Origin of the sequence: Glaciimonas sp. PCH181, from assembly GCF_003056055.1 — a bacterium.
GTDB lineage: Bacteria > Pseudomonadota > Gammaproteobacteria > Burkholderiales > Burkholderiaceae_D > Glaciimonas.
The window spans coordinates 2,681,425-2,704,229 of sequence record NZ_PYFP01000001.1 but is presented as its reverse complement, the minus strand read 5'-3'; the positions used below and the strand labels follow the sequence as shown (position 1 = coordinate 2,704,229).

At 51.0% G+C, this 22,805-nt stretch carries 22 protein-coding genes; 10 read left to right on the top strand and 12 right to left on the bottom strand.

Features of this window, described 5'->3' with window-relative positions:
* The first annotated feature begins 149 nt into the window (after positions 1 to 149).
* Both C7W93_RS12360 and recQ read left to right on the top strand, forming a co-directional pair.
* Complete coding sequence (locus C7W93_RS12360) at positions 150 to 1,022, top strand: undecaprenyl-diphosphate phosphatase (RefSeq protein ID WP_108440275.1); 873 nt, start codon at positions 150 to 152, stop codon at positions 1,020 to 1,022.
* Positions 1,023 to 1,071: 49 nt separating this feature from the next.
* Positions 1,072 to 2,892 (top strand): DNA helicase RecQ, encoded by a 1,821-nt coding sequence (recQ, locus tag C7W93_RS12355; RefSeq protein WP_108440274.1) that lies wholly within the window; start codon positions 1,072 to 1,074, stop codon positions 2,890 to 2,892.
* A gap of 148 nt (positions 2,893 to 3,040) precedes the next feature.
* Here recQ and C7W93_RS12350 read toward each other — a convergent pair whose 3' ends face one another.
* The 5 genes from C7W93_RS12350 to C7W93_RS12330 form a co-directional block, all read right to left on the bottom strand.
* The gene (locus tag C7W93_RS12350) at positions 3,041 to 3,925 is read right to left on the bottom strand and encodes a copper resistance D family protein (RefSeq protein ID WP_108440273.1); all 885 of its coding nucleotides are present in this window, start codon (positions 3,923 to 3,925) and stop codon (positions 3,041 to 3,043) included.
* Complete coding sequence (locus C7W93_RS12345) at positions 3,925 to 4,329, bottom strand: copper resistance protein CopC (RefSeq protein ID WP_108440272.1); 405 nt, start codon at positions 4,327 to 4,329, stop codon at positions 3,925 to 3,927. Before C7W93_RS12345 ends, C7W93_RS12350 begins: the two co-directional genes overlap by 1 nt.
* A gap of 11 nt (positions 4,330 to 4,340) precedes the next feature.
* On the bottom strand, positions 4,341 to 5,237 hold the full coding sequence (locus C7W93_RS12340) for a hypothetical protein (RefSeq protein ID WP_108440271.1): 897 nt from the start codon (positions 5,235 to 5,237) through the stop codon (positions 4,341 to 4,343).
* Positions 5,238 to 5,378: 141 nt separating this feature from the next.
* Positions 5,379 to 5,870, bottom strand: coding sequence for a DUF2946 family protein (locus tag C7W93_RS12335; RefSeq protein WP_255419137.1), 492 nt, complete (start codon positions 5,868 to 5,870; stop codon positions 5,379 to 5,381).
* Between the two features lie 207 nt (positions 5,871 to 6,077).
* Entirely contained in the window at positions 6,078 to 6,884 is an 807-nt protein-coding gene (locus C7W93_RS12330; RefSeq protein ID WP_225869821.1) for a tyrosine-protein phosphatase, read from the bottom strand.
* A 330-nt stretch (positions 6,885 to 7,214) separates the two neighbouring features.
* Here C7W93_RS12330 and C7W93_RS25370 point away from each other — a divergent pair, with 330 nt between their 5' ends.
* From C7W93_RS25370 to C7W93_RS12305, 5 genes are all read left to right on the top strand, one after another.
* Positions 7,215 to 7,667 (top strand): pilus assembly protein TapA, encoded by a 453-nt coding sequence (locus tag C7W93_RS25370; RefSeq protein WP_108440645.1) that lies wholly within the window; start codon positions 7,215 to 7,217, stop codon positions 7,665 to 7,667.
* A 170-nt stretch (positions 7,668 to 7,837) separates the two neighbouring features.
* Positions 7,838 to 9,103, top strand: a complete 1,266-nt coding sequence (locus tag C7W93_RS12320) for an SfnB family sulfur acquisition oxidoreductase (RefSeq protein WP_108440269.1) — start codon at positions 7,838 to 7,840, stop codon at positions 9,101 to 9,103.
* 181 nt (positions 9,104 to 9,284) lie between these two features.
* The gene (locus C7W93_RS12315; protein WP_108440268.1) at positions 9,285 to 10,541 is read left to right on the top strand and encodes an SfnB family sulfur acquisition oxidoreductase; all 1,257 of its coding nucleotides are present in this window, start codon (positions 9,285 to 9,287) and stop codon (positions 10,539 to 10,541) included.
* 163 nt (positions 10,542 to 10,704) lie between these two features.
* Entirely contained in the window at positions 10,705 to 12,087 is a 1,383-nt protein-coding gene (locus C7W93_RS12310) for an LLM class flavin-dependent oxidoreductase (protein WP_108440267.1), read from the top strand.
* Positions 12,088 to 12,137: 50 nt separating this feature from the next.
* Entirely contained in the window at positions 12,138 to 12,953 is an 816-nt protein-coding gene (locus tag C7W93_RS12305; RefSeq protein ID WP_108440266.1) for a MetQ/NlpA family ABC transporter substrate-binding protein, read from the top strand.
* A gap of 113 nt (positions 12,954 to 13,066) precedes the next feature.
* Here the strand turns inward: C7W93_RS12305 and C7W93_RS12300 are convergent, their stop codons facing one another.
* Positions 13,067 to 15,151 carry a M13 family metallopeptidase gene (locus tag C7W93_RS12300; protein WP_108440265.1) on the bottom strand — a complete coding sequence of 695 codons (2,085 nt, stop codon included), beginning with the start codon at positions 15,149 to 15,151 and terminating at the stop codon, positions 13,067 to 13,069.
* A 141-nt stretch (positions 15,152 to 15,292) separates the two neighbouring features.
* Positions 15,293 to 16,015, bottom strand: a complete 723-nt coding sequence (locus C7W93_RS12295; RefSeq protein WP_108440264.1) for a hypothetical protein — start codon at positions 16,013 to 16,015, stop codon at positions 15,293 to 15,295.
* A gap of 376 nt (positions 16,016 to 16,391) precedes the next feature.
* On the opposite strand from C7W93_RS12295, the gene C7W93_RS12290 reads away from it, so the two are divergent.
* The 3 genes from C7W93_RS12290 to C7W93_RS12285 all read left to right on the top strand — a co-directional run bounded on the left by C7W93_RS12290 (position 16,392) and on the right by C7W93_RS12285 (position 18,853).
* Positions 16,392 to 17,687: an MFS family transporter gene (locus C7W93_RS12290; RefSeq protein ID WP_225869820.1), complete on the top strand. Its 1,296-nt coding sequence runs from the start codon at positions 16,392 to 16,394 to the stop codon at positions 17,685 to 17,687.
* A gap of 394 nt (positions 17,688 to 18,081) precedes the next feature.
* Positions 18,082 to 18,234: a DUF5993 family protein gene (locus C7W93_RS24840; protein ID WP_201747207.1), complete on the top strand. Its 153-nt coding sequence runs from the start codon at positions 18,082 to 18,084 to the stop codon at positions 18,232 to 18,234.
* A 13-nt stretch (positions 18,235 to 18,247) separates the two neighbouring features.
* On the top strand, positions 18,248 to 18,853 hold the full coding sequence (locus C7W93_RS12285; RefSeq protein WP_108440262.1) for a disulfide bond formation protein B: 606 nt from the start codon (positions 18,248 to 18,250) through the stop codon (positions 18,851 to 18,853).
* Positions 18,854 to 19,068: 215 nt separating this feature from the next.
* Here the strand turns inward: C7W93_RS12285 and C7W93_RS12280 are convergent, their stop codons facing one another.
* The 5 genes from C7W93_RS12280 to C7W93_RS12260 all read right to left on the bottom strand — a co-directional run bounded on the left by C7W93_RS12280 (position 19,069) and on the right by C7W93_RS12260 (position 22,755).
* On the bottom strand, positions 19,069 to 19,797 hold the full coding sequence (locus C7W93_RS12280) for an amino acid ABC transporter ATP-binding protein (RefSeq protein ID WP_108440261.1): 729 nt from the start codon (positions 19,795 to 19,797) through the stop codon (positions 19,069 to 19,071).
* Positions 19,778 to 20,434, bottom strand: coding sequence for an amino acid ABC transporter permease (locus tag C7W93_RS12275; RefSeq protein ID WP_108440260.1), 657 nt, complete (start codon positions 20,432 to 20,434; stop codon positions 19,778 to 19,780). Before C7W93_RS12275 ends, C7W93_RS12280 begins: the two co-directional genes overlap by 20 nt.
* Positions 20,431 to 21,111: an amino acid ABC transporter permease gene (locus C7W93_RS12270; RefSeq protein ID WP_108440259.1), complete on the bottom strand. Its 681-nt coding sequence runs from the start codon at positions 21,109 to 21,111 to the stop codon at positions 20,431 to 20,433. Before C7W93_RS12270 ends, C7W93_RS12275 begins: the two co-directional genes overlap by 4 nt.
* A gap of 116 nt (positions 21,112 to 21,227) precedes the next feature.
* The gene (locus C7W93_RS12265; protein WP_108440258.1) at positions 21,228 to 22,007 is read right to left on the bottom strand and encodes a transporter substrate-binding domain-containing protein; all 780 of its coding nucleotides are present in this window, start codon (positions 22,005 to 22,007) and stop codon (positions 21,228 to 21,230) included.
* 1 nt (position 22,008) lies between these two features.
* Positions 22,009 to 22,755, bottom strand: coding sequence for a GntR family transcriptional regulator (locus tag C7W93_RS12260; protein WP_108440257.1), 747 nt, complete (start codon positions 22,753 to 22,755; stop codon positions 22,009 to 22,011).
* Positions 22,756 to 22,805 lie beyond the last annotated feature (50 nt).

The following is a 22,805-nucleotide window of genomic DNA, read 5'->3' as shown; positions in this document are numbered from 1 at the left end:
GATTGCAAAAAAGTAGGGCGATGCTAAACAAGGCGCGTTCTATTTTTGTAATTATTTTCTGATGTATCAGCCGAGATACGTATTAGCATTCACGTTTTAGTTAGTTTTTTATTAATTGTTGCGCTTCAATACGCTATCGGAGAATAGTTTTGGCAAATGTTTGTTCAGCCGGTCTGGATATTGGCTTCGCTTCGCTGGATTATGTGCAAATCGGGATTCTTGGCATCATTCAAGGTATCTCTGAGTTACTACCCATTTCGTCGACTGCGCATATGCGGATTGTGCCAGCGGTATTAGGCTGGCACGACCCCGGTTCGGCATTTTCAGCCGCTATGCAATTAGCCGCACTGGTCGCGGTTGTGAGTTACTTTTGGCGCGATGTGCGTGAGGTCACGGTTGGCAGTATCACTGCGCTGCGTCAACGTGACTATCGTAATCCGTCGTTTCGATTGGGTATGGCCATCCTGATTGCCACGATTCCGATTGGTATCGTCGGCCTGGCCTTGTCGCCGGTATTGAATGCCTGTAATTCGCCATTACGTAGCCTGACAGTCATCGGTTACGCTTGTATCGGCCTGGCGGTGTTATTGGCGTTGGCAGAGATGACCGCACGTCACAAACGCACCGTCGGTGAGATGCGCATGCGCGATGCTGTGATCGTTGGCTTGGCGCAAGTCGGCGCGCTGATTCCCGGTGTGTCGCGTTCCGGGTCGACGTTGACTGCTGCTTTATTCCTTAACTTCAAGCGCGAAGAAGCGGCACGTTTTTCGTTTTTGTTAGGGTTGCCTGCGATTGCGCTGGCCGGTTTAAAAGAACTATGGCATTTGCTGCACGCGCATATGCCGATAGATGCCTGGTTACTGCTGTTGTTTGGTCTTGTGGTTGCCAGTATTTCAGCGTTTTGCGCGATTTGGGGTTTGATGAAATTCCTCGAAAAATTCTCGACCTGGCCGTTTATTATTTACCGCGCTGCGCTGGGAATATTCCTGCTGGTCGCCGTACATAATGGCTTTCTGCATTAACCTTTTTTGATGTGCCATGCTGCAATGCTGTCTAACTTAGTACCTATTAATGCCTGATCAAAATAATTCGCAAGCCCTGACTATCCTGCAGACCGTTTTCGGCTATCCGTCGTTTCGCGGTCAGCAGGCGGAAATTGTCGGCCACGTAGCAGGGGGTGGCGATGCATTGGTATTGATGCCGACCGGCGGTGGAAAATCGTTGTGTTATCAAATTCCGGCGCTGTTGCGGGATGGTGTCGGTGTCGTGATATCGCCGTTGATCGCATTGATGCAAGATCAGGTGGATGCGTTGGCAGAAGTTGGCGTGCGCGCCGCGTTTCTGAATTCCACGCAAACCTATGAAGAAGCGTCACAGATTGAGCGCCGCGTGCGTAGCGGCGATCTCGATCTGGTGTATGTTGCGCCCGAGCGTTTATTAACACCGCGTTGTCTGGAGTTGCTGGAGTCGTCAAAAATTGCCTTGTTTGCGATTGATGAAGCGCATTGCGTATCGCAATGGGGTCACGATTTCCGACCCGAATACATCAAGCTGTCGATACTGCACGAGCGCTTTCCAAATGTCCCGCGTATCGCGCTGACGGCGACGGCGGATCATCAGACGCGCGAAGAAATTGCGCTGCGTTTGCAGTTGCAAGATGGCGCAAAATTTGTATCGTCATTCGATCGCCCGAATATTCGCTATCAAATTGTTGAGAAGGCCAATGGCCGCAAGCAATTACTTGATTTTATTCAGGCCGAGCATGTTGGCGATGCTGGTATCGTCTATTGTTTGTCACGCAAAAAGGTTGAAGAGACCGCCGACTTTTTGACGCAACAGGGGATTTCGGCATTGCCTTACCACGCCGGTATGGACTACGCCACGCGCACTAAACACCAGAAGCGATTTTTGCGAGAAGAAGGCATCGTGATGGTCGCGACCATTGCTTTCGGGATGGGGATCGATAAACCCGATGTGCGTTTTGTGGCGCATCTGGATTTACCCAAAAGTATCGAGGGCTATTATCAGGAAACCGGGCGCGCCGGACGCGATGGCGGCCCCGCCAATGCCTGGATGGCGTATGGCTTGCAGGACGTCGTGCAACAGCGCCGCATGATTGATGAGTCCGAGGCTGTAGAAACCTTTAAGCGGGTGCTTGGCGTCAAGCTCGACGCGATGCTTGGCTTGTGTGAAACGCTCGATTGTCGACGTGTACGCTTGCTGGAATATTTCGGGCAGGAATCTACCCGGTGCGGCAATTGCGATACCTGCATGACGCCGCCGGTGTCGTTTGACGCGACTGTCGTTGTGCAAAAATTGCTCTCTACAATTTATCGTGTCGATCAACGCTTCGGTGCGATGCATGTGCTGGATGTATTGCGCGGAGTTGATTCGGACAAAATCAAGCAGTGGCGGCATGAGGATTTATCGACCTTTGGGATCGGCAGTGATCGCAGCGAGCCGGAATGGCGGGCGATTTTACGGCAGTCGATTGCGTTGGGTTTAGTCAGTGTCGATTATGAATCCTATAACGCATTGAAGCTGACCGATGCCGCTAAACCTGTGTTGCGAGGCGAACTTCAGGTACAACTGCGGCAATACCAAAAGCCGGTGAAACAGAAGGGCTCCAGCACTAAGCCAAAAGGCTATGTTGAGTCCGATCTATCGAGTGCCGAGCAGACGATTTTTGATAAATTGCGTTGGTGGCGCGTGGAGACTGCACGCAAGCATAATGTTCCGGCGTATGTGATTTTTCATGATGCGACTATGCGAGAGATTGCTAAGGCGCGGCCGGGGTCGCTGGAAGATTTGCGTGGCGTAAGCGGCGTGGGCGAGAAAAAGTTGGAGACTTATGGTGCCGAAATCGTTGAGCTGATTGCTGCGGTTTCTTAAGGGGGCGAATGTATCTGTCTCATCGTTCATTCACACCGATTCATTTAAATCCTCAACGTAATGGATGCATGTTGAGGACTGCCCGACGCGCTTTCCACGTGATGAGCGCGTAAGCATTTAATAACGAGCGTTGAACGCAGCCAACATTTTATTGCGCTGGCATAGTAATCCCTAACTTTGTAGCGATCGCTAGCACAACCAGCAGCAGCACCATCTCAGCCAATAATACTCGCCGAAATCCACTAGCGCCAGTTTGCTGGCCCCGATCCAGTTCTGCCAGCCAGTGCCAGCGATTTCGCACTCCCAGCGCGGCAGCAATCGCCACCGTAAAAAGCTTCGCCAGCAATATCCACACATAGTCAGAGGCCCAGATATTGCTAGCGTGTCCCAGCGTCCGCGCCACGTTAAACAGGCCGCTACACACTACGACGACCAACGCCAATGTCGCCACCTCAGACAAACGATGCGCCAATGCGCTGCGCTGCGTCAACTCCCAACGCACCCAATCTGCCGTGATCAGCACACACACGACAACTGATCCTACCCAAGCCGTTGCCGCCAGCACATGAGCAGTATGGACCGCGACGGCGATGCTAATAAACCCCTGATCAGCCGCATGGCCGGTAGCTGCTCGGGCTAGCGAAAATCCGATCAGACCCAGCACGAAAAGGCCATGGCGCCCCGGCAATGCAACGCTGAACGTTGCCAGCATCAATACCAGCCAGGCCACCAAACTCAGCCAAATCATCGTCCCGAAATGCGACTGCGTCAGTACCAGCCATAACGAATTCGGCAGATCATCAAGACTGGTATCCGTTATCGCAATCGTGCCTGCACACCAATACCCCAGCAATCCGATGCCAAGTAGCGAGCAAGCCCAACGCGTAATGCTGTCGAGTCGATCCGCAGTGATCGCAGATAATTTACCTGCTTGCAACACCGGTCGCAGCACGGCAATGCCGACCGCCGTTGCCAGCGCCGCCGTCATGACCGCTGCAACCAACGGTTGCAGCCAACTAGCGACCAGCGTCATTATTTCACCGTGAAGTTAAAACTACCCTGCGTGCGATGCCCGTCATCCGCCACCGCCACCCATTTCACCTGATATTTGCCCGCCCCCAACGCAGGCAGTGGAACCCGCATCGTTTTGTGCGTTGTGGCGTCCACTTCAGCTTTGGCGCTATTAACTTGTTTGCCTTTCGCATCGCTGACGATCAGGCTGCTAAACGCCGGTTCTAAGGCCTCGTTATAAGTGATCTTAACTTCCGAGGGCGCGCTGACAATTTCACCGGCAAGCGGCGACTGGGTGTCTGGCTGTGCATGGGCCCATGCCTGACCGATACCGCCTACGCAAAGCGCGCCGACCACCGTCAGCAGACGCAAAAACGACCGTAAAAATACGGCGCGAGTAGAAAGATAAAAAGAAGCGTTACGCATGATGTGGCCTTTTAAAAAATGGGTTTTCCAATTGAATGGGGAAAGATGTCGTCGAAAAAGAAGTGCGTTTGCAGCAGCACGCCGATGCTATGACCGCTGGCGCGATTCGCTGGTATTTGCGCTTCTAACCCGATTTGCATCGCCCGCGATTCCCACAGAACGCCGGGATTGATGGTGCCGGTGGTCTGGCCCGAACAACTGCCGCTGGTGCACGTACTCATTGCTAGTTCGACTACCGGAATCATGTTTGATATCGGCTTCGGCAAGCCGATGTTCTTTACGAAAGATTGCAAGTAAGGCAGGCTGTATTGCAACGTCACGCCCCAGTTCAGCGCATTAGGAACGCTGCGGTCGCTAGCATATTGCTGCCCTAACGTTGCGGTAACGGCAAAGGGTCTGAGCCAATTTAATGTGTCCGGCAAATCGCCAAAACCTTTACCGGCATAGATCGTCGGCGTATAGGTTGAATAACTGCTGCCGATCGCCTTGCTGCCACTGCCGCCGATTTCACTATCGACCCCGACCGAAAGCATGAATTCATGAACGGGATTGACGTACATCATGTATTTAATTCCCAGCCCCAGATTATCGAAACCTTTAACAGTCGGATTGCCTGTGCTGCGCTGATTGCTATAGTTGGTGCCGATACTTAGCGCCAGATTGGGCGTGATGGTTTTAGCATAATTCGTCGACCAGCTATTCACACTGGCGCTGCTGCCGGGGTTGTCGTCATCGTTTGGAGTGCGGATGTGGCCGAACTGAAAATCGAGCTCATCGCCGACACCGGGGTCGTCGACCGCCATGGTGGCGGGGAATATCCGGTTGCCTGCTATGGCGTGGGCGTGACCAAGTGGCGTCAGGCTTGCAATGGCAAGTCCCAGCGCCGCACGTGTAAGTACGTTTCGCATGATGTTTAGTCCATCGAGAAAAAGGATGCTGCAAGCTGCCGCGCAAATACGCCTGAAATGCAAGGCGCTACTCAGCGCGATGCTTCTTAAGGACGATATTCAGGCGATAAAGCGCGGCAATATCTCAACAATTCAGGAGGATTACATCAGCGGCGGTGGCTGTGGACGACTTGCTGCGGCAACGGTGTAAGGCCGGAACGCAGCACCCATGGCGGCGATAAAAGCGTGATGGGTAAGAGTGGCAGAGGTGATTTGCAGCAGAGTATTCAGCAGTAATGGGCTATGCGCGAACAGATTGCAATAACCGCAAGCTTCCTGACCGTCGTGCCCTTCATGGCCTTCATGGCTATGCGAAGAAGGCTGGCTAAGTTTGCTGTGCTGCATAGGCATCGCTTTAGACGAAGACATCATCGCCATTCCAGACATCGCAGTATCCGTTGTCGCCGCCACCTTCTTCGCATCATCCGAGTCTGAAGCATCATGGAAAAGGCACAGCGGCGCGGCCTGGATAATGTCAGTAAAGCTAGTTTGATGAGCGCTGAGAAAACGTCTGGCTGTCAGCGTCTGAGAAATCATGGGGGCGAAAGCGCTCATCAGGATAACCATGATCCCGATCCATGCGCCGTAGTGCATTCGCCGTAAGCCCAGCATGTTGATTTACACACCCACCAATGAAGAGACTTGCAATTATCCCATATTCAGGACGGATTTGATGCGTGATGATCGGCTGCCTGGCTTCTCATCACGCACCGTAAGCGGCCTGCGCAACGACGATGGATTATCGTTAAACAGGCGCAAATGTTGCTGTGATTCAACTGTGACGTAAGTACAACCGTCCAGTTAAAGCGCGGTCACGGTTTCCAGATAATTGCGTCGAATCAATGCCACATCAATCCCCAAAGTGGCCTCTAAATAATGCTGCATTCCGCCATACTCAGTATCGATCACTTGCTGCGCAGCATCCAGATAGGCGGGCTCCACCAACATTAATGGCGCCATCACCTCAACCGACATCCCGAACTTGTTAACTTGCTCTTCCAGTTGACGATTTCCCGTGGCGCTGGCGTGATTTGATTCCAGATAATCGCTAACGATATCGCTACGATCCAGGCCCAACGCCGATAGCAGCAGCAGACTTGCAAAGCCGGTCCGATCCTTGCCTGCGGTGCAGTGATAAAGAATATTGTGATTCTGTTCGGCCAATTGCAGAAAACGTCGGTATTGCGCCTGATACTGAATCGGAAAATCCCGATAGAACCCCAGCATAAACGCACGGCTATCGTCGGGCGTGCCGTTTCGTAATGCGCTCAGCACCGATGATTTGCCCAGATTGCCGACCAGTATCGGGTCGGCAACCCAGTTAAACATGTCTGCGAACGGCGATTCTGCAATCTGTTTTTCGCCAGCAGAGCGAAAGTCGATGACGACATCCAGATTAAAACGCTGCAATTGCGCTATATCGGTCGGCGTTGCCAACCCGGGATTGGCGCTGCGCAGCAAACGCCCGCTTTGAATACGGCGGCCATCCAGCGTGATCTTGCCACCGAGATCGCGGATATTCTGCACTTGCTGAAACAGAAATTGCACATCGGGCGGCGAGTCTTCGGCATGCGAGTTCGTAGCGGGCGGTGTGGGTTTTTGGGTCAAAAAAGCTCCTTGATGAGTGCAATTAGCGTCCGTGCTGCACAGCGCCCTCAGGCTGTCTACTCTGGCGCGTGACGGCAGACTGCTTTAAAGCTTGTCAGTCTACGGCAAGAGTTTATCGTAGGCCTGTTTTAGGGGCGGAAACGTCCTGTTTTTTCACTTCCACAAGTAAGGAAATAACCTAATTACAGATTGGTCTGCGGCCTAAATGCAATTATCTGGATTATTCTCGTTGCCAAATACAGCACAAAGAGGTCACGGTTGAAATTATCAGGAGATGTATTTAAGCGCTGCAAACGTCGGGTACAAAACGGCTTCACGCTCATCGAATTAATGGCCGTGGTGGCGATCATTGGGGTGTTGGCTGCCATCGCATTACCGGCTTATCAGGATTATGTTGTAAAGGCTAAATTTGCGGAGGCTTATTCGGTGGCGGCGCCTTATAAAACTCTGATTGCTGTGTGCATGCAAATAACGGGAGATAAGACGAAGTGTGATAGCGGAAAATATGGAATTCCTGTGAATGGCTTGGGCGGTCGTATAACTAAGCACGTTAAGCGGGTGTATGTTAACGAGGCCACGATTTTTGTCGTAATGGATCCAATGACGTTTGGATTGGAGCCAAGATTAGTGCTCAGCGCGCACTTTGACAGACCTGTTCTTATTTGGGACAACTCGGGCAGTAGTTGTCTGGAGAAGCAGATAGACCCAGCAGGGAAGAGAATTCCGGTTTTATGCACGCGAACTGGCACTGATCCCGCACCTTCTCGTCCCCGTGGATGGTAGATATTTCGGGTACCCGATTATCTAGCGAGCCGCAACATTCCCTCATACCAATTTCAACCATACAAACACGAAATTCTTCGTTCGAAAAATCCTCTAATTTTGTTCTAATGGCTGGACCGTCTTGCCTTGCCGTTGTAGGCGGTGCATCGCACATTAATAAGAGGTAGGTCATGTCAGCAGTAATCATACCCTCCGGCCCACAAGGTGCGGAGGTGGAAAACGCGTCTTCGTTGCCAGTATCGGCAGCACTGATTACCTCAGCGCATCGCATACAAAGCGATCTTGAAGCGATCAAAACGGCGCATATTCTGGCGCTGGATTTCAAACGGGAAGCTGCTGTGCGGGACCGCGAGCGGCGCTTGCCGCATGCCGAGATTGCACGGTTTTCCGAGAGTGGTCTATGGGCCATCACGGTCCCCAAATCCTATGGCGGTGCCGGGGTGTCATGGGCGACTGTGGCAGAAGTTATTCGCATCATTTCCAGTGCCGATCCGGCGCTTGGACAGATTCCACAAAATCATTTTGGCATCCTGAATATATTGTCGCAAAGTGGCAGCGATAGTCAGAAAAAATTCTTCTACGGTCAAGTATTGAAGGGTGCGCGCCTGGGAAATGCCGGGCCGGAACGCACCAGCAAAAATGTGCTGGATGTGCGAACCCGTGTGACTATCGATGGCGGTCAATTTCGCCTAAATGGAACGCGATTTTATTCGACCGGCGCACTGTTTTCGCACTGGATACCGACTAAAGCGGTGGATGAGCAGGGCCTTAGCGCGCTGGTATTTGTCGATCGCAATACTGCTGGGGTAAGCGTAGTAGATGACTGGTCGGGTTTTGGTCAACGCACTACCGCCAGCGGAACCGTGATATTCGATAACGTGCAAATTTCGTCAGAGCAAATTATCTCAATGGATAAAATTATCCATCAGGCCAGCAACACTGGTCCGGTCTCGCAATTAATACAGGCCGCGATTGACGCAGGGATTGCGCGTGCGGCGTTGGACGATACCGTCGAATTTGTAAAGACGCGCTCACGGCCGTGGGTCGATAGCGGTGTTGAACGCGCAGCCGAAGATCCGTTAGTGTTGCGTGAAATCGGTGCGTTATTTATACGTCTGCACGCTGCAGAAGCGCTGCTTGAACGTGCTGCCAATACGATCGATAAGATTGCATTGCCGATCGATTTTTCTCAGATGGCGCAAGCCTCGATTAACGTGGCTGAAGCAAAAGTCTTGACCACGGAAATTGCGTTGAAAGCGAGTGAGAAATTATTTGAATTAGCAGGTTCGCAAGCCACGTTGGCGCAGCATAATCTCGACCGCCACTGGCGCAATGCGCGGGTGCACACACTGCATGATCCGGTGCGCTGGAAGTATTTTGCGATAGGGAATTATTACCTGAACGATGTCGCGCCGCCGCATCATGCGTGGAGTTAAGGTTGATGGGCCACCGTGCCATCTAGTTATTCAAAATTTCAACGTCCAGACCAGACGGCTTAGCCCGAACGATTGGCATGTCAGATTCATTTCGGTATGACAGAGTGGCTTTTGATATTGCTAAAAGCCACTCTGTACGTATCCGCACCAACATCGATTCACAGATATTTTTGGGATATATATGCCGAATAGCACCGCAGCATTAGCCGAACAAATTGTCGCAACCAGTAAGAGTCCTGCTGCGCGTATCGTCGCCAGAATCCGTGATGATGAAGAAGCTTTAGCGGTTGCACATCAGCTTGCCGCCGAGTTCGCGGTTGAAGCGGGACTTCGGGATCAGCAAAGAAAATTACCGTGGGACGAGTTAGAACGCTACGTTTGTTCAGGATTGTGGGCGATTTCTGTGCCGAAAGAATATGGCGGCGCGGGTGTGTCGAAGGTGACATTGGCGGAGGTGATTGCGATCATTTCCAGTGCAGATGGATCGATTGGTCAAATCCCACAAAATCATTTTTATGCGGTAGAAATTTTGATCGTCAATGGCACCGAATGGCAGAAACAGTTTTTCTTTAACCGGGTATTGCGCGGCGATCGGTTAGGAAATGCGTTGGCGGAAATCGGTACGCGTACTTCGCAAGATCGCAAGACGCGACTGACAGCAAATGCTGCTGCGAATGGCAGAGGATTTCGGATTAATGGCCGTAAGTTTTACGCAACTGGTGCGTTGTATGCAGATTGGGTGCCGACGTCGGTTATCGATGATGCAGGGGTTCAGCAATTGGCGTTTGTTCCGCGCAATTCAGAGGGCTTGACGATCATCGATGACTGGTCGGGTTTTGGTCAGCGCACGACGGGTAGTGGATCGGTGGTGTTCGATAATGTTGCCGTGGATGCAGATCATGTTGTGCCGTTTCAGGCGGCGTTTGAACGTCCGACGGCAATCGGGCCGTTTGCGCAGTTGTTGCACGCTGCGATTGATATTGGGCTGGCGCGGGCTGCCTATGCGGAGGTGATTCTGTTTGTGAAAACCAAATCGCGGCCGTGGGTGGATAGCAAGGTTGAGCGGGCTGGTGATGATCCATTGACGATTCATGAAATCGGCAATCTGACGATTCGGTTGCATGCGGCGCAGGCGCTGCTTGAACGGGCTGGGCGGAAAGTGGATTTTGCGGGTGCGCAGCCTGATGAGGCTAGCATTGCGGAGGCGTCGATTGCGGTTGCTGAGGCGCGGGTATTGACTACGGAAATTTCGCTGTTGGCAGGGAGTAAGTTGTTTGAGTTGGCGGGATCGCAGTCGACGTTGGCTGAGCATAATTTGGATCGGCATTGGCGGAATGCACGGACGCATACTTTGCATGATCCGGTGCGGTGGAAGTATTTTGCCGTTGGGGATTATTATTTGAATGGGAAGAAGCCGCCACGTCATGGGGCTATTTAAGGTTTTGGTTTAGTTCGGTTCATTGGTCATTGAAATGGTTGGCGCTCCGTGGCTAGTTTGTCGGACTACCTCCGACAAAGCCCCGACGGAGCGCCAACCGTTTCAAATAACACTCCCCGACATACATCAGCTAAAACCACATCCCCATCACCGAATAGAAAAAATGCCAAAAAAGAAAATCCTCCTCAACGCCTTCAGCATGAACTGCGTGAGTCACATCAACCACGGCCTCTGGACTCATCCCCGCGACCGCTCAGAAAGCTACACCGATATCAAATATTGGACCGATCTGGCCGAACTGCTAGAACGCGGCAAATTCGATGGATTATTTTTAGCCGATATAGTCGGCGTCTACGACGTCTATCAGCAGTCCGTAGACCTGACATTACGCGAATCAATCCAACTCCCAGTCAACGATCCGATGATGCTGATCTCGGCAATGGCGCACGTCACCAAACACCTCGGCTTCGGTGTCACAGTCAATCTCAGCTACGAACAACCATTTTTATTCGCACGAAAAATGTCCACGCTAGATCACCTGACCAAAGGTCGCATCGGTTGGAATATCGTCACTGGCTACCTCGAAAGCGCCGCAAAAGCGATGGGCCAAGCCGAGCAATTACCCCACGATCAACGCTACGATCGTGCCGATGAATTCATGGAAGTTGTCTACAAATTGTGGGAAGGCAGTTGGGAAGACGGAGCAGTCCCGCGTGACCGTAAGCAACGCATCTACGCCCACCCCGACCGGGTCCACAAAATCGACCATCGTGGCGACTACTACCGCGTCGAAGCGCACCATTTGAGCGAACCCTCATTGCAACGCACGCCAGTCCTATATCAGGCTGGCTCCTCCGGCCGAGGACAAATTTTCGCTGGCCGTCACGCCGAATGCGTCTTCATTTCCAGCCAAACCAAAGACGCAGCCCGTCAACTAGTTATCAGCGCCCGGCAAGCTGCGCTGGACCAAGGCCGAGCCGCCACCGACGTCAAAATATTCATGGGACTGACGGTCGTCGTTGCGCCTACCGAAAAAGAAGCCTGGGAACTGTATGGCGACTATGTCAGCTACGCCAGCCCCGAAGCAGGACTGGCGCACTTTTCCAGCGGGACCGGCATCGATTTCTCAAAATACGAACTAGACGAACCAATACGCAACGTCAAAAGCAACGCGATTGAATCGCTGGTCAAGACCATCACCAATCCCGACCTTGCCTGGACCAAGCGCAAGCTGCTCAAGCAATTGGAATTAGGCGGCCGTTATCCAGTGATTGTCGGTTCACCCTCGCAAGTTGCAGATGCATTGGAAGAGTGGATACAGGCAACCGATATCGATGGCTTTAATCTCACCCGCACCGTCAGCCCCGAAAGTTTTGAAGCCTTCGTGGATTTGGTGATTCCAGAACTGCAACGGCGCGGCGTCTATAAAACCGACTACGAAAACGGCACGCTGCGAGAAAAGTTATTCGGTAACGGCCATGCACATTTGCCCGAACAGCATCTTGCAGCGACCTATCGTCAGCAGGCTGCGGCAGTAGCGGTCTAGTTTTTAAGAATGTCTAGCGTTGGACAGTAATTTTATTTCAGGGGAAATATATGCCGAATCGGTTTAAGCAGTTTAAGTACGTGATCACAGGATTGTTATTACTGGCAGCGAGTATCAACAGTTTCGCCGAAGACAAAATCATCAAAATAGGCGCGACCAGCGGGCCGCAAGCGCAAGTGCTGGAAGTGGTTAAACGGATTATCGAACGGCAGCCGGGTTTGAAATTACAGATCATCGAATTTAACGATTACATTCAACCCAATGCCGCGTTGGACGCCGGTGAACTGGATGCTAATTCCTATCAACATCGGCCATTTTTGAACGCGCAAATCAAAGCGCGTGGATACAAACTGATTGGTGTCGGTCGCACTATCACTGGTCCGATGGCGCTATATTCAAAAAAATACCGCACATTAGCCGCGTTACCGGCTGGCGCCAAAATTGGCTTACCAAATGACCCGGCCAATGAAAGTCGCGTTTTGCTGCTATTGCAGAAGAATGGTCTCATCAAATTGCGGACGGGCATCGATCCAGTCTCGGGCGTAAATGCGACGCCGATAGATATCGTTGAGAATCCGAAGAAATTCAAATTCGTCGAGATCGATGCGGCGCAGTTGCCACGCACACTGGATGATCTGGATGCCTCTGCAATCAATGCTGATTACGCCGTCAAAGCCGGTTTGAATCCCGCACGCGATAGTCTGGTCATTGAAAGCGCTGATGGCCCATACGCTTGCCTGATTGCCGTACGCGAAAAAGATAAAGACCAGCCCTGGTTGCAAAAACTGGTGAAAGCCTATCAATCAGAAGAGGTAAAGAAATTTGTCGAAACAGAATTCAAAGGTGGGATGCTGGCAGCCTCGTAATCTGGTTAGACCGCAGTAATTGCATCCTGCTGTAATGCAAAAAGCCACCGCTGATAACGGTGGCTTTTTTATATTTCCGGCAATCGATTATTGTCTGAATTACCTGCAATACATCACCACATAATGACGCGCTGTGCCGGTGGTAAATACATCTTGTCACCGGGTTTTACATCAAACGCGCTATAAAATCCCGGTTGGTTAGCCAGCGTGCCATTACCGCGGAATTGCGGCGGAGAATGCGGGTCGGTTTTGACATATACGATGGCTTGGGCTTCGCGCACTTTACTGCGCCAGACTTGCGCCCAGCCCAGGTAAAACCGCTGGTTGCCGGTCATCCCGTCGATCAACGGGGCGGTCTTGCCAGCCAATGATAATTGATAGGCTTTGTAGGCAATTGTGAGGCCGGAATTGTCAGCGATATTTTCGCCCAATGTAAGTTCACCATTCACTTTATAGCCAGCTACCGGACTATATGCACTGTATTGCGCCACTAATGCCTTAGTCTTCACCGCAAATTTTTCGTGATCGTCTTTGGTCCACCAGTCACGCAAATTGCCGACTTCGTCGTACTGGCTACCCTGATCATCAAAACCGTGACTGATTTCATGCCCAATCACAGCGCCGATGCCGCCATAGTTCACGGCGTCATCCGCCTGCGCGTTAAAGAATGGCGGTTGCAAAATTGCTGCCGGGAACACTACTTCGTTCAGCTCCGGATTGTAATACGCGTTCACAGTTTGTGGCGTCATGCCCCATTCATCGCGGTCGACCGGTTTGCCCAGTTTATTGATATTACGTTGATATTCAAAGGTGTTTGCCCGGATGATATTACCGACCAGATCATCTTTTTTGATGGTGAGAGTGCTGTAATCACGCCATTTATTCGGATAGCCGATTTTGGTGCTGAGCGTCGAAAGTTTCTTCTCTGCCTGTTGTTTGGTGGCCGGTCCCATCCAGTCCAGCGTGTGAATACTTCCACGATAGGCTGCGATCAGATTGCTGACCAGTTTTTCCATTCGTGCTTTGTTTTCCGGTGGAAAATATTGGGCGACGTAAAGTTCGCCGAGTCCTTCACCAACGGTATTTTCGACCATTTTTATGCCGCGCTTCCAGCGTGGTTCATTTTCTGGAACGCCGCGTAATACGCCGCCATAAAACGCAAAATTTTCGTCAACGTAAGGCTTGGATAACGCTGACGAGAATTTGCTCAGAACGTGCCATTTAAAGTAGGCTTTCCAAGCATCGAGCGAGGTTTTTTCTAATACCTGATCGAAGCCCTGAATGTAGCTGGGCTGACTAACTACCACGTAGGAAACTTTGTCCTTCAGGCCAGCATCGGACAGATAGCTATGCCAATTATTGTGCGGTGCCAATGCGGGCAATTTGCTAAGTTCAACTTTGTTATAGGTTTTGACGGGGTCTCGGTTTTGGACTTTGCTCCATTGCAAGGCGGCCAGTGCAGTTTCGAGACTTAGGACGTCGGCAGCTTTTTTTGCAGCATCGGCGTCGCCTGCCAGTGTCAGCATTTTCTCCATATGCGCCAGATACTTGGTGCGGGTGTCTTTCAGTTTGGCGTCATCGTCTTTCAGATAGTAATCACGATCCGGCAACCCGAGGCCGCTTTGCCCCAGATCGGCAATCACTTTGGTGGAATCCCGTGCATCCTGATGAATCCCGATATCGTAGGGAACCGTTACGCCGATACGAGACAGATGGGCAATCATGCCCGCGATCTGATTTTTATTTTGTAGTGCATCAATTTTGGCAAATTCGCTGCTTAACGGCGCCACGCCCAGACTATCGAGCGCCTTTTCACTCATAAAGCTGGCGTACATGTCAGCGATTTTTTGCGCATTGGTGCCGGGCTTGACTGCGGTGTCTTTACTGATCGCATCAACAATCGTATGTAACTGATTTAACGAATTTTCGCGTAACTCGTAGAAGGCTCCCCATGACGATTTGTCGGCGGGGATCTCTGTCTTTTTTAGCCATTGTCCATTGACAAACGTGTAAAAATCATCTTGCGGGCGAACCGCAGTATCGACGTTTTGCATGTCGATGCCAGATATTAGCGCGGTGGATGAGACGGTAATCGGGGACGTTGAAACAGGCGAAGTAGTGGGGGATAAGGCGTCGGCAGCGCTGCTGGTGCCGGTGATCATCGTTATTCCTGCTGCGGCAATCAGAGTTTGAGTCATAAAACGATTCACGAGTAAAAAATCCTTAATAGTTAATCGAAAAAATAGTGTTTCGCCGTTTGCGCTTTTAAAAAATGCGACGTTTTACAGCGCGATCCTATCAACAGAAAGCCCACGATTTGGCCATAGTAATCCCCATTTTTATTGACGGCGATAGGTGCTTTCTCTGGTAGGCGGCCCATTGAAATCGCTGCCGATGGCGTACAGCGAAATCACAATTCGCTCAGCTTCGGTCGTTCTGGTCAGAATCATTTTGGCAACCGATACTTCATCTAATACGCATTTATTGCGCCGGTCAACGCGTAACTCCACCACAGAATCGCTAGTCGCCACCACCGTATGGTTCACGTGTTTGCAGCTTGGTGCGTTGAGTGTTTTGCTTGAGATGGATAGTTTTTCATCGGCCGCATATTCGGTATTAGGGGCGTCGGCAGTCAGACTTTCGGCCCATGTTCCCTGCGTCCAGTTAGGCATTGCATAACCCGACAGAGAGATGGATTGCACCGGCGTAGACAACAGACTGGGAAACACATTGCGCGCCATTTCGCGCGAAAGGCTCAGCTTTAGATGCGGACTTTTCATCACGCTACGCACGATGGTCGTACTGATGATATTGCCATCCAGACTGATCGTCATATCTTGCTGTAAAGAGCCGCGTGACGCCTCTTCTAACCGGCGTCTTGCCATGGGCGTCAGGGTCACGCTAAGGACAACAAATTCCGCGTTGCCAAGACCCTGATCTTTAATATTGAGATTGATTGCCAGGAAATCGTGATCCGATGAAAAATTGATTTCGCCGGCATGGGCTGATATCGCCGTGAATGCGCTCAGAAAAAATACCAACAGTGTTTTTCTCAGCGACATTATTTTTTTTGCGTAACGCATGATCAGCACCCATTCTTACAATTGTTCGATCTTACACAAGTCTGGCAGGTATAAGCATTTCTATAGTTGAGAGTGATTGCGTCCCAGATGCGAAAAAATGGTGCATTTTGATCGCGTAAAGGGCTGGCAGCCCTCGAAGAACGCCACATGCAGGGCTTGGGATCAAGGGAAAGTGTCCACTGAAGCTATTTTAAGTTGCCATCCAGAAATTGATCGTTGAGGCGCATGCCGCTATTTATATTGTTATTTTATTAAAATTGGATTCGCAGTCAGTTCGACAGGCCCGGCATAAAAGGCGTATAAAACGTTATAAAACTATAAAACGTTGTTGTTAATTAAATATAGGATGGGACACATGCCACAACAAGAACTTTCAGTTAGCGAAGATCGCCGCAAGCGTGTTTTCGCCATTATTGGTGCTTCATCAGGCAATCTGGTGGAATGGTTCGATTTTTACGTTTATTCCTTTTGCGCGATTTATTTCGCGCCAGCATTTTTCCCCAGCGGCAATTCCACCACCCAATTATTGAATACGGCAGGCGTCTTTGCTGCTGGCTTTCTGATGCGTCCTATTGGCGGCTGGGTTTTCGGTCGTCTCGCGGATAAGCGGGGTCGCAAAACCGCGATGATGACGTCGGTGCTGATGATGTGTGCCGGTTCACTGCTGATCGCTTTCTTGCCGACTTACGCTACCATCGGCGCAGCGGCACCGGCGTTGCTGTTGTTTGCCCGATTGTTGCAAGGGCTTTCGGTCGGTGGCGAATACGGCACTAGCGCGACGTATATGAGCGAAGTTGCGCTTAAGGGCCAGCGCGGGTTTTACGCCTCTTTTCAATACGTGACGCTGATTGGCGGTCAGTTGCTGGCGGTGCTGGTTTTGGTAGTTTTGCAGCAATTGCTGAGTACCGAGCAGCTCAAAGACTGGGGCTGGCGGGTTCCCTTCGTGATTGGCGCGGGCGCGGCGGTAGTGGCGCTGTATCTGCGTCGATCCTTGAATGAAACTTCGACCGCCGACTCGCGCAGAAATAAAGATGCGGGCACGCTGGCTGGCCTGATGAAGCATAAACGGGCGTTTATGACGGTGATCGGTTTTACCGCCGGTGGTTCGTTAATTTTCTACACATTTACTACCTACATGCAAAAGTATCTGGTCAACACTGCAGGGATGAGCGCCAAAACATCTAGCGCGGTAATGACCGGTGCGCTGTTGGCTTATATGCTGATGCAACCGCTGTTTGGCGCGTTGTCCGACAAAATCGGGCGACGTACATCCATGATCTGGTTTGGCGCGTTGGCGACGCTGGCCACTGTCCCGATTTTGCACGCATTAGCAGTGGTCACGAATCCCTACGCTGCGTTTGGATTAGTCTTGCTGGCGTTGGCAATCGTCAGTCTTTATACGTCGATTAGTGGCTTGATCAAGGCCGAAATGTTCCCGCCAGAAGTGCGCGCCCTGGGCGTTGGTTTATCGTATGCATTGGGAAATGCAATCTTTGGCGGATCGGCTGAATTCGTCGCGTTAAAGCTGAAGTCTATCGGTATGGAATCCACTTTTTACTGGTACGTCACTGCCTTGTGCGCGATAGCATTAATCGTCGCCATCCGCATGCGTGATCCAAGCAAAGAAGGGTATTTGCGGCACGAGCCATAGTCGGTTATTGCATGCGGCTTATCGGCATGTTGAGGCGATAAAATAAAATGACAGCGTACAATGTGCTGTCATTTTTAATGATCGTCAATATTGCCTTTGCGCTTCGGTCAGCGGCTTAATTTGCGTCGATATTTTGTGTTGAAAAATCGGCGTCGGTTTTTCCAGATAGTTTAGTCTGTTAAGAATAGTATGTATCAGAAACAGAATTGTCTGTATTTTCCTTCCGTATTCGATCAGCTATACTTTTCCACTTCTTCGAAAATAGCGCTTCTCTCACAAGTAGTCGTCGCTCTATAAAAGCCAGCCCCATTACCCAGAAATTTTCGCTTCTCTGACAAATATCTTTATCAGAATTTTTTTCATCCCGGTTAACAAAAGAGAGTTTTTCATGTTCATGTTTTTGCCATTCTTAATCGCCTTACTTGCTGTGGTGAGTATGATCCTCGGCAAGAAAAAAACGGGCTTCGGTTTGTGGTTTGCGCTGTTAGTCGTCTCTGTCGCATGGTTCAACCACCACGCGACTAGCCCACTTAATCTTTCCTTTTGAAGCGCCGACTATCATGCAGACGCAATTTTCGATCAATCATTTTTCTTCCGCTGTAAAAAAGACGACCGCACAGGCCATCCGTATCAGCGAATTACTCAATATCCTAGCGTTATTTGGCATCAGCCTGTCGCTGTTGATTGCCTTCTATTACCAGTTGGTGCTGAACGAACTTCCATGCCCCCTATGCTTATTGCAGCGTGTCGGCATGATCGCTATCGGGATTGGATTTTTGATGAATGTCCGATTTGGCATTCGTAGCGCACATTACGGCGTTGCCTTGTTGGGCGCACTATTGACCGGCTTGGTGGCAGGACGTCAGGTTCTGATACATATTATTCCGGGACGCACAAACGGCTATGGTTCGGATGTTTTTGGCGTGCATTTTTATACGTTGGCAGTGCTGTCGGCAATCGCGGCGGCGCTATTTATTTCTGTGATGTTAATGCTGAAAACGATAGAGCGCCCAGCAGAATATAGACAGACCTCGCCCGTTTTAGGGAAAATTTCAATTGCCGTTTTCACGCTGTTGATTGCGGCGAATCTGGTCTCTACCGTGTTGGAATGCGGTGGCGGCGAATGTGAAGGTAATCCAACTTTTTATCAATTGCTTGGAAAATAAAAAACAGAAAAATTATTTTGTATTCTCTCGATTAGAGGAATAAAAGAGTGTGACGCTGGACCGGCAGTTTTAATCTGGTTTTAGATTGCGCCATCGCATCATAAATTGATGCGATGGCGTTTTGCTTTAAATCGTAGTTATATGAAAAATATGGACGAATAGCGGGATGTTGCTATCAAACAGAACGCGCTGTATTGCATTCCCTCATCACATTATCACGCGCCTGCACCCAAAAATTGTTGTAGCTCTACCGTCTTGGGATGCGCGAAAATATCTTCCGGCGGTCCGATTTCGTGTACTTTTCCCTGATGCATAAACACTACCCGATCACATACTTCCCGCGCAAAACGCATTTCATGCGTGACCATCAGCAGCGTCATTCCTTCATCTGCCAAACCGCGCACAACACTTAATACTTCGTTCACCAGTTCAGGGTCTAGCGCAGAAGTAATTTCATCGCATAGCAGTGCTTGCGGTTGCATCATTAACGCTCGTGCAATCGCAACGCGTTGCTGCTGGCCGCCGGATAATTGATCTGGATAGGCGTCGAATTTTTCTGCTAGCCCAACCCGTGCCAGATTTTTTTGCGCCAGCGTCCGCGCTTCGGCTTCCGCTGTACCTTTGACAATCATTGGTGACAACATCACGTTGCGGCCGACAGTTAGATGCGGAAACAGGTTAAATTGCTGGAAGATCATTCCGACCTTTAGGCGCAACGCACGTAATTCAATTTCGGTTGATCCCAAATGCGCACCGGCGACGCTGATACTGCCTTCGTCGATGGTTTCAAGGCCGTTAATGCACCGCAATAATGTGCTCTTGCCTGATCCGCTTTTGCCGATGATGGCAATGACTTCACCTGGCTCGACATCCAGCCGGATGCCCTTTAACACCTGATTGGTGCCGAAGCTTTTTTTGACGTTATCAATTGCGATGAGTGGCATTGAATTTCCTTTCCAGAGACTGACTGAATTTAGATAGCGGCCAACACAATGCGAAATACATCAACGCCACCAGCGCATACACGGTGAACGGTTGAAAAGTCGCATTGGTAATCATCGTTCCGGCCTTCGATAACTCGACGAAGCCGATGATGGAGGTGACCGCTGTACCTTTGACGATTTGCACACTAAAGCCGACGGTAGGGGGAATCCCCATGCGCAAAGCTTGCGGCAAGATAACGTGGCGCATTTGCTGTAAATAGCTCATCGCCAGACAAGATGATGCCTCCCATTGACCGCGTGGAATAGCCTCGACGCAACCGCGCCAGATCTCCGCCAGATAGGCGCTACTCCAGCAAGTCAGTGCCACCACAGCAGCCAGCCATGCCGGTACTTCGAGGCCGAATAATGCCAGACCGAAAAATACCAGAAACAGTTGCATCAGCAACGGCGTGCCTTGAAATAACTCGATGTACAGCTTAGTGACGCGACGCAACCAGGCTTGTCTGGAAGTGCGTAAAAACAGCACGATCAGACCGAGAATGCCGCCCATCGCGAACGCTGCTAATGACAGCAACACCGTCCAGCGTAGCGCCAGCAACAGATTGCGCACGATATCCCACAGCGAAAATGAAATCATACGGCGCTCCTGATAGTGGCGCGACCAAACAGCCAATGGCCAATCAATCGCAGCAATTGACGTAAGCCGATCGCCAATATCAAATAGATCGCGGTAGACAATAAATAGGCTTCAAACGAACGGAAGTTGCGACCTTGAATAAAGTTTGCTGCATAGGCCAGTTCTTCCACTGCAATTTGTGAGCAAACCGCTGAGCCCAACATGACGATGACGATCTGACTGGTTAATGCAGGCCATATTTTTTGTAAAGCGGGCGGCAAAATAACATGCCGAAAAATCTGCATTCTGGTCATTGCCAGACTCAATCCCGCCTCGATCTGACCGGGCGCAATGGCAGCTATACCGGCCCGGATGATCTCGCTGCTATAAGCGCCCAGATTGATCACCATTGCCAGCGATGCAGCTTCCATTTCAGTGATATGTACCCCGATCCCAGGCAGGCCAAAAAAGATAAAAAATAACTGGATCAGAAACGGCGTATTGCGGATCAGTTCGACATACGCGCTAACAATGGGGCGCAACCAGCGCGGTCCCTGCGTGCGCGCCCATGCCGCGAAAATACCCACCACAATCCCTAATACACCGCCAATTGCAATCAATTCCAGCGTTATCAACACACCCTTAACAAGCACGCCGGTATAGTCAAACGGCGCTAGAAAATCGAAGTGATAACTCATGTATTTGCCTTAATTTCCTTAACATGCGTGCTGTCGGTGGCGACAGGATTAGCCGTATTTGCGCAGGCAATACGAACAATGCCGATCGCCGTTTGCAGAGGATGCATGACGGTTTTTTACAGCGATGCTGGCAAAGGCAAGCCCAGCCATTTCACGCTGATGGCATTTAATTCACCATCTTTTTTAGTCTCAGCCAGAATCGCGTTCACTTTATCCAGCAACTTTTTTTCGTCCTTATTCAGACCGATGGAACATGGCGAATTTTTGATTAAGAACTTGGTTTCAGGCTTGCGCGGAGGATTCTTAGCAAGAATCGCTGCCGCTACCACGTTGCCTGTTGCGACCAATTGAACCTGGCCCGACAGGAACGCACTGATCGTGCCATTGTTATCTTCGTAGCGCTTAATAGTGGTGCTGGCAGGGGCCATCTTAGTCAGTTCCAGGTCTTCGACAGCGCCACGGGTGACGCCCACGGTCTTGCCAGCAAGGTCGGTCACGCTGCTGACTTTTTGATCGGCTGTACCGAATACGCCGTTGTAGAACGGTGCGTAGGGCGCGCTAAAATCGATGACTTTTTCACGTTCTGGATTTTTGCCGAGACTGGAAATAATCAGATCGACTTTCTTGGTTTGCAGGTAAGGCACGCGGTTGGCGCTGGTCACCGGAATCAGTTCAATCTTGACGCCCAATTTCTTGGCGATCAATGTCGCGACATCGATATCCAGACCTTGCGGTGTGAGATCGCTGGTCACAGAACCGAATGGCGGAAAATCTTGCGGTACGGCGACTTTCAGCACACCGCTTTTAACAATCTGATCCAGTGCATCGGCGCTTGCAGTAGCGCTGGCAAAGGTGGCAGTGGCACAGAGGGCGAGCAAAATAGTGGAAAATTTCATGTTAAGACTCCTTTAGCTGAGGATGAAGAACGGCGGTGGATGGGGATGTTGGATTGGTACGTAAGGGCGGCAGCGCAAGTGCTTTTCGTAACGGTGAGAGCGGATCGGTACGCACGGATTGGCTCAGGCCAGCTTCGACATTGCAGAGATGCGTATTCATTAGTTCTTCAGCCAGCGCCAGATCGCTGTTTTCCAGCGCGGTGACGATGCCGCCATGTTCTGCGCAGGATTGTTTGGCGTGGTGCGACGACTGGTACAGCATGGCCGTTAGAGTGGTGCGGGTAGTGAAATCGCGCAGGGTATCGGCCAATAAAGTATTGCCAAACGATTCGCACAGACAGACATGAAAATCGCCCAGCAGATAACTACGCGCCGCCACGTCATCGCCGTCAATCGCGGCCTGTTCACGCTCGACATGCTGACGCAACTGCTGAATTGCTTCCACGCTGATGGGGCGCGCATGGCGTAGCAATCCCAGCTCCAGCACTCGCCGCGCCTCGAACGCCTCCCGCGCATCTTCAGGCGTCGGCGCAATCACATACCAGCCGCGCCGGGGACTGACAGTGACAATGCCGCGCGTCACTAATCGCGTCAAAGCTTCGCGAATCTGCGTGCGACTGACGCCAAATAACTCAGCCAGTTGCTGCTCGCCTAACCGCGTGCCCGGAGCAAGCTTTTGCGACAGCATCGCATCCGTAATTTGATGGGCGATCTGCGCAGATGATTTGATGGGGGTGTCGGCTGTCATACAACTCTATGAGCAAGTCGTATGCCAGCGCGGGTGTAAGACTGGTAGAC

Excerpts from the sequence above, each read along its gene's own strand:
- C7W93_RS12275 (WP_108440260.1), bottom strand. The coding sequence starts at position 20,434 with ATGATTTCATTTTCGCTGTGGGATATCGTGCGCAATCTGTTGCTGGCG.
- C7W93_RS12290 (WP_225869820.1), top strand. The coding sequence starts at position 16,392 with ATGCCACAACAAGAACTTTCAGTTAGCGAAGATCGCCGCAAGCGTGTT.
- C7W93_RS12285 (WP_108440262.1), top strand. The coding sequence starts at position 18,248 with ATGCAGACGCAATTTTCGATCAATCATTTTTCTTCCGCTGTAAAAAAG.
- C7W93_RS12315 (WP_108440268.1), top strand. The coding sequence starts at position 9,285 with ATGCCGAATAGCACCGCAGCATTAGCCGAACAAATTGTCGCAACCAGT.
- C7W93_RS12310 (WP_108440267.1), top strand. The coding sequence starts at position 10,705 with ATGCCAAAAAAGAAAATCCTCCTCAACGCCTTCAGCATGAACTGCGTG.
- C7W93_RS12320 (WP_108440269.1), top strand. The coding sequence starts at position 7,838 with ATGTCAGCAGTAATCATACCCTCCGGCCCACAAGGTGCGGAGGTGGAA.
- C7W93_RS12295 (WP_108440264.1), bottom strand. The coding sequence starts at position 16,015 with ATGTCGCTGAGAAAAACACTGTTGGTATTTTTTCTGAGCGCATTCACG.
- C7W93_RS24840 (WP_201747207.1), top strand. The coding sequence starts at position 18,082 with ATGTTTTTGCCATTCTTAATCGCCTTACTTGCTGTGGTGAGTATGATC.
- recQ (WP_108440274.1), top strand. The coding sequence starts at position 1,072 with ATGCCTGATCAAAATAATTCGCAAGCCCTGACTATCCTGCAGACCGTT.
- C7W93_RS25370 (WP_108440645.1), top strand. The coding sequence starts at position 7,215 with ATGGCCGTGGTGGCGATCATTGGGGTGTTGGCTGCCATCGCATTACCG.
- C7W93_RS12280 (WP_108440261.1), bottom strand. The coding sequence starts at position 19,797 with ATGCCACTCATCGCAATTGATAACGTCAAAAAAAGCTTCGGCACCAAT.
- C7W93_RS12300 (WP_108440265.1), bottom strand. The coding sequence starts at position 15,151 with ATGACTCAAACTCTGATTGCCGCAGCAGGAATAACGATGATCACCGGC.
- C7W93_RS12350 (WP_108440273.1), bottom strand. The coding sequence starts at position 3,925 with ATGACGCTGGTCGCTAGTTGGCTGCAACCGTTGGTTGCAGCGGTCATG.
- C7W93_RS12345 (WP_108440272.1), bottom strand. The coding sequence starts at position 4,329 with ATGCGTAACGCTTCTTTTTATCTTTCTACTCGCGCCGTATTTTTACGG.
- C7W93_RS12270 (WP_108440259.1), bottom strand. The coding sequence starts at position 21,111 with ATGAGTTATCACTTCGATTTTCTAGCGCCGTTTGACTATACCGGCGTG.
- C7W93_RS12265 (WP_108440258.1), bottom strand. The coding sequence starts at position 22,007 with ATGAAATTTTCCACTATTTTGCTCGCCCTCTGTGCCACTGCCACCTTT.
- C7W93_RS12260 (WP_108440257.1), bottom strand. The coding sequence starts at position 22,755 with ATGACAGCCGACACCCCCATCAAATCATCTGCGCAGATCGCCCATCAA.
- C7W93_RS12340 (WP_108440271.1), bottom strand. The coding sequence starts at position 5,237 with ATGCGAAACGTACTTACACGTGCGGCGCTGGGACTTGCCATTGCAAGC.
- C7W93_RS12305 (WP_108440266.1), top strand. The coding sequence starts at position 12,138 with ATGCCGAATCGGTTTAAGCAGTTTAAGTACGTGATCACAGGATTGTTA.
- C7W93_RS12335 (WP_255419137.1), bottom strand. The coding sequence starts at position 5,870 with ATGCACTACGGCGCATGGATCGGGATCATGGTTATCCTGATGAGCGCT.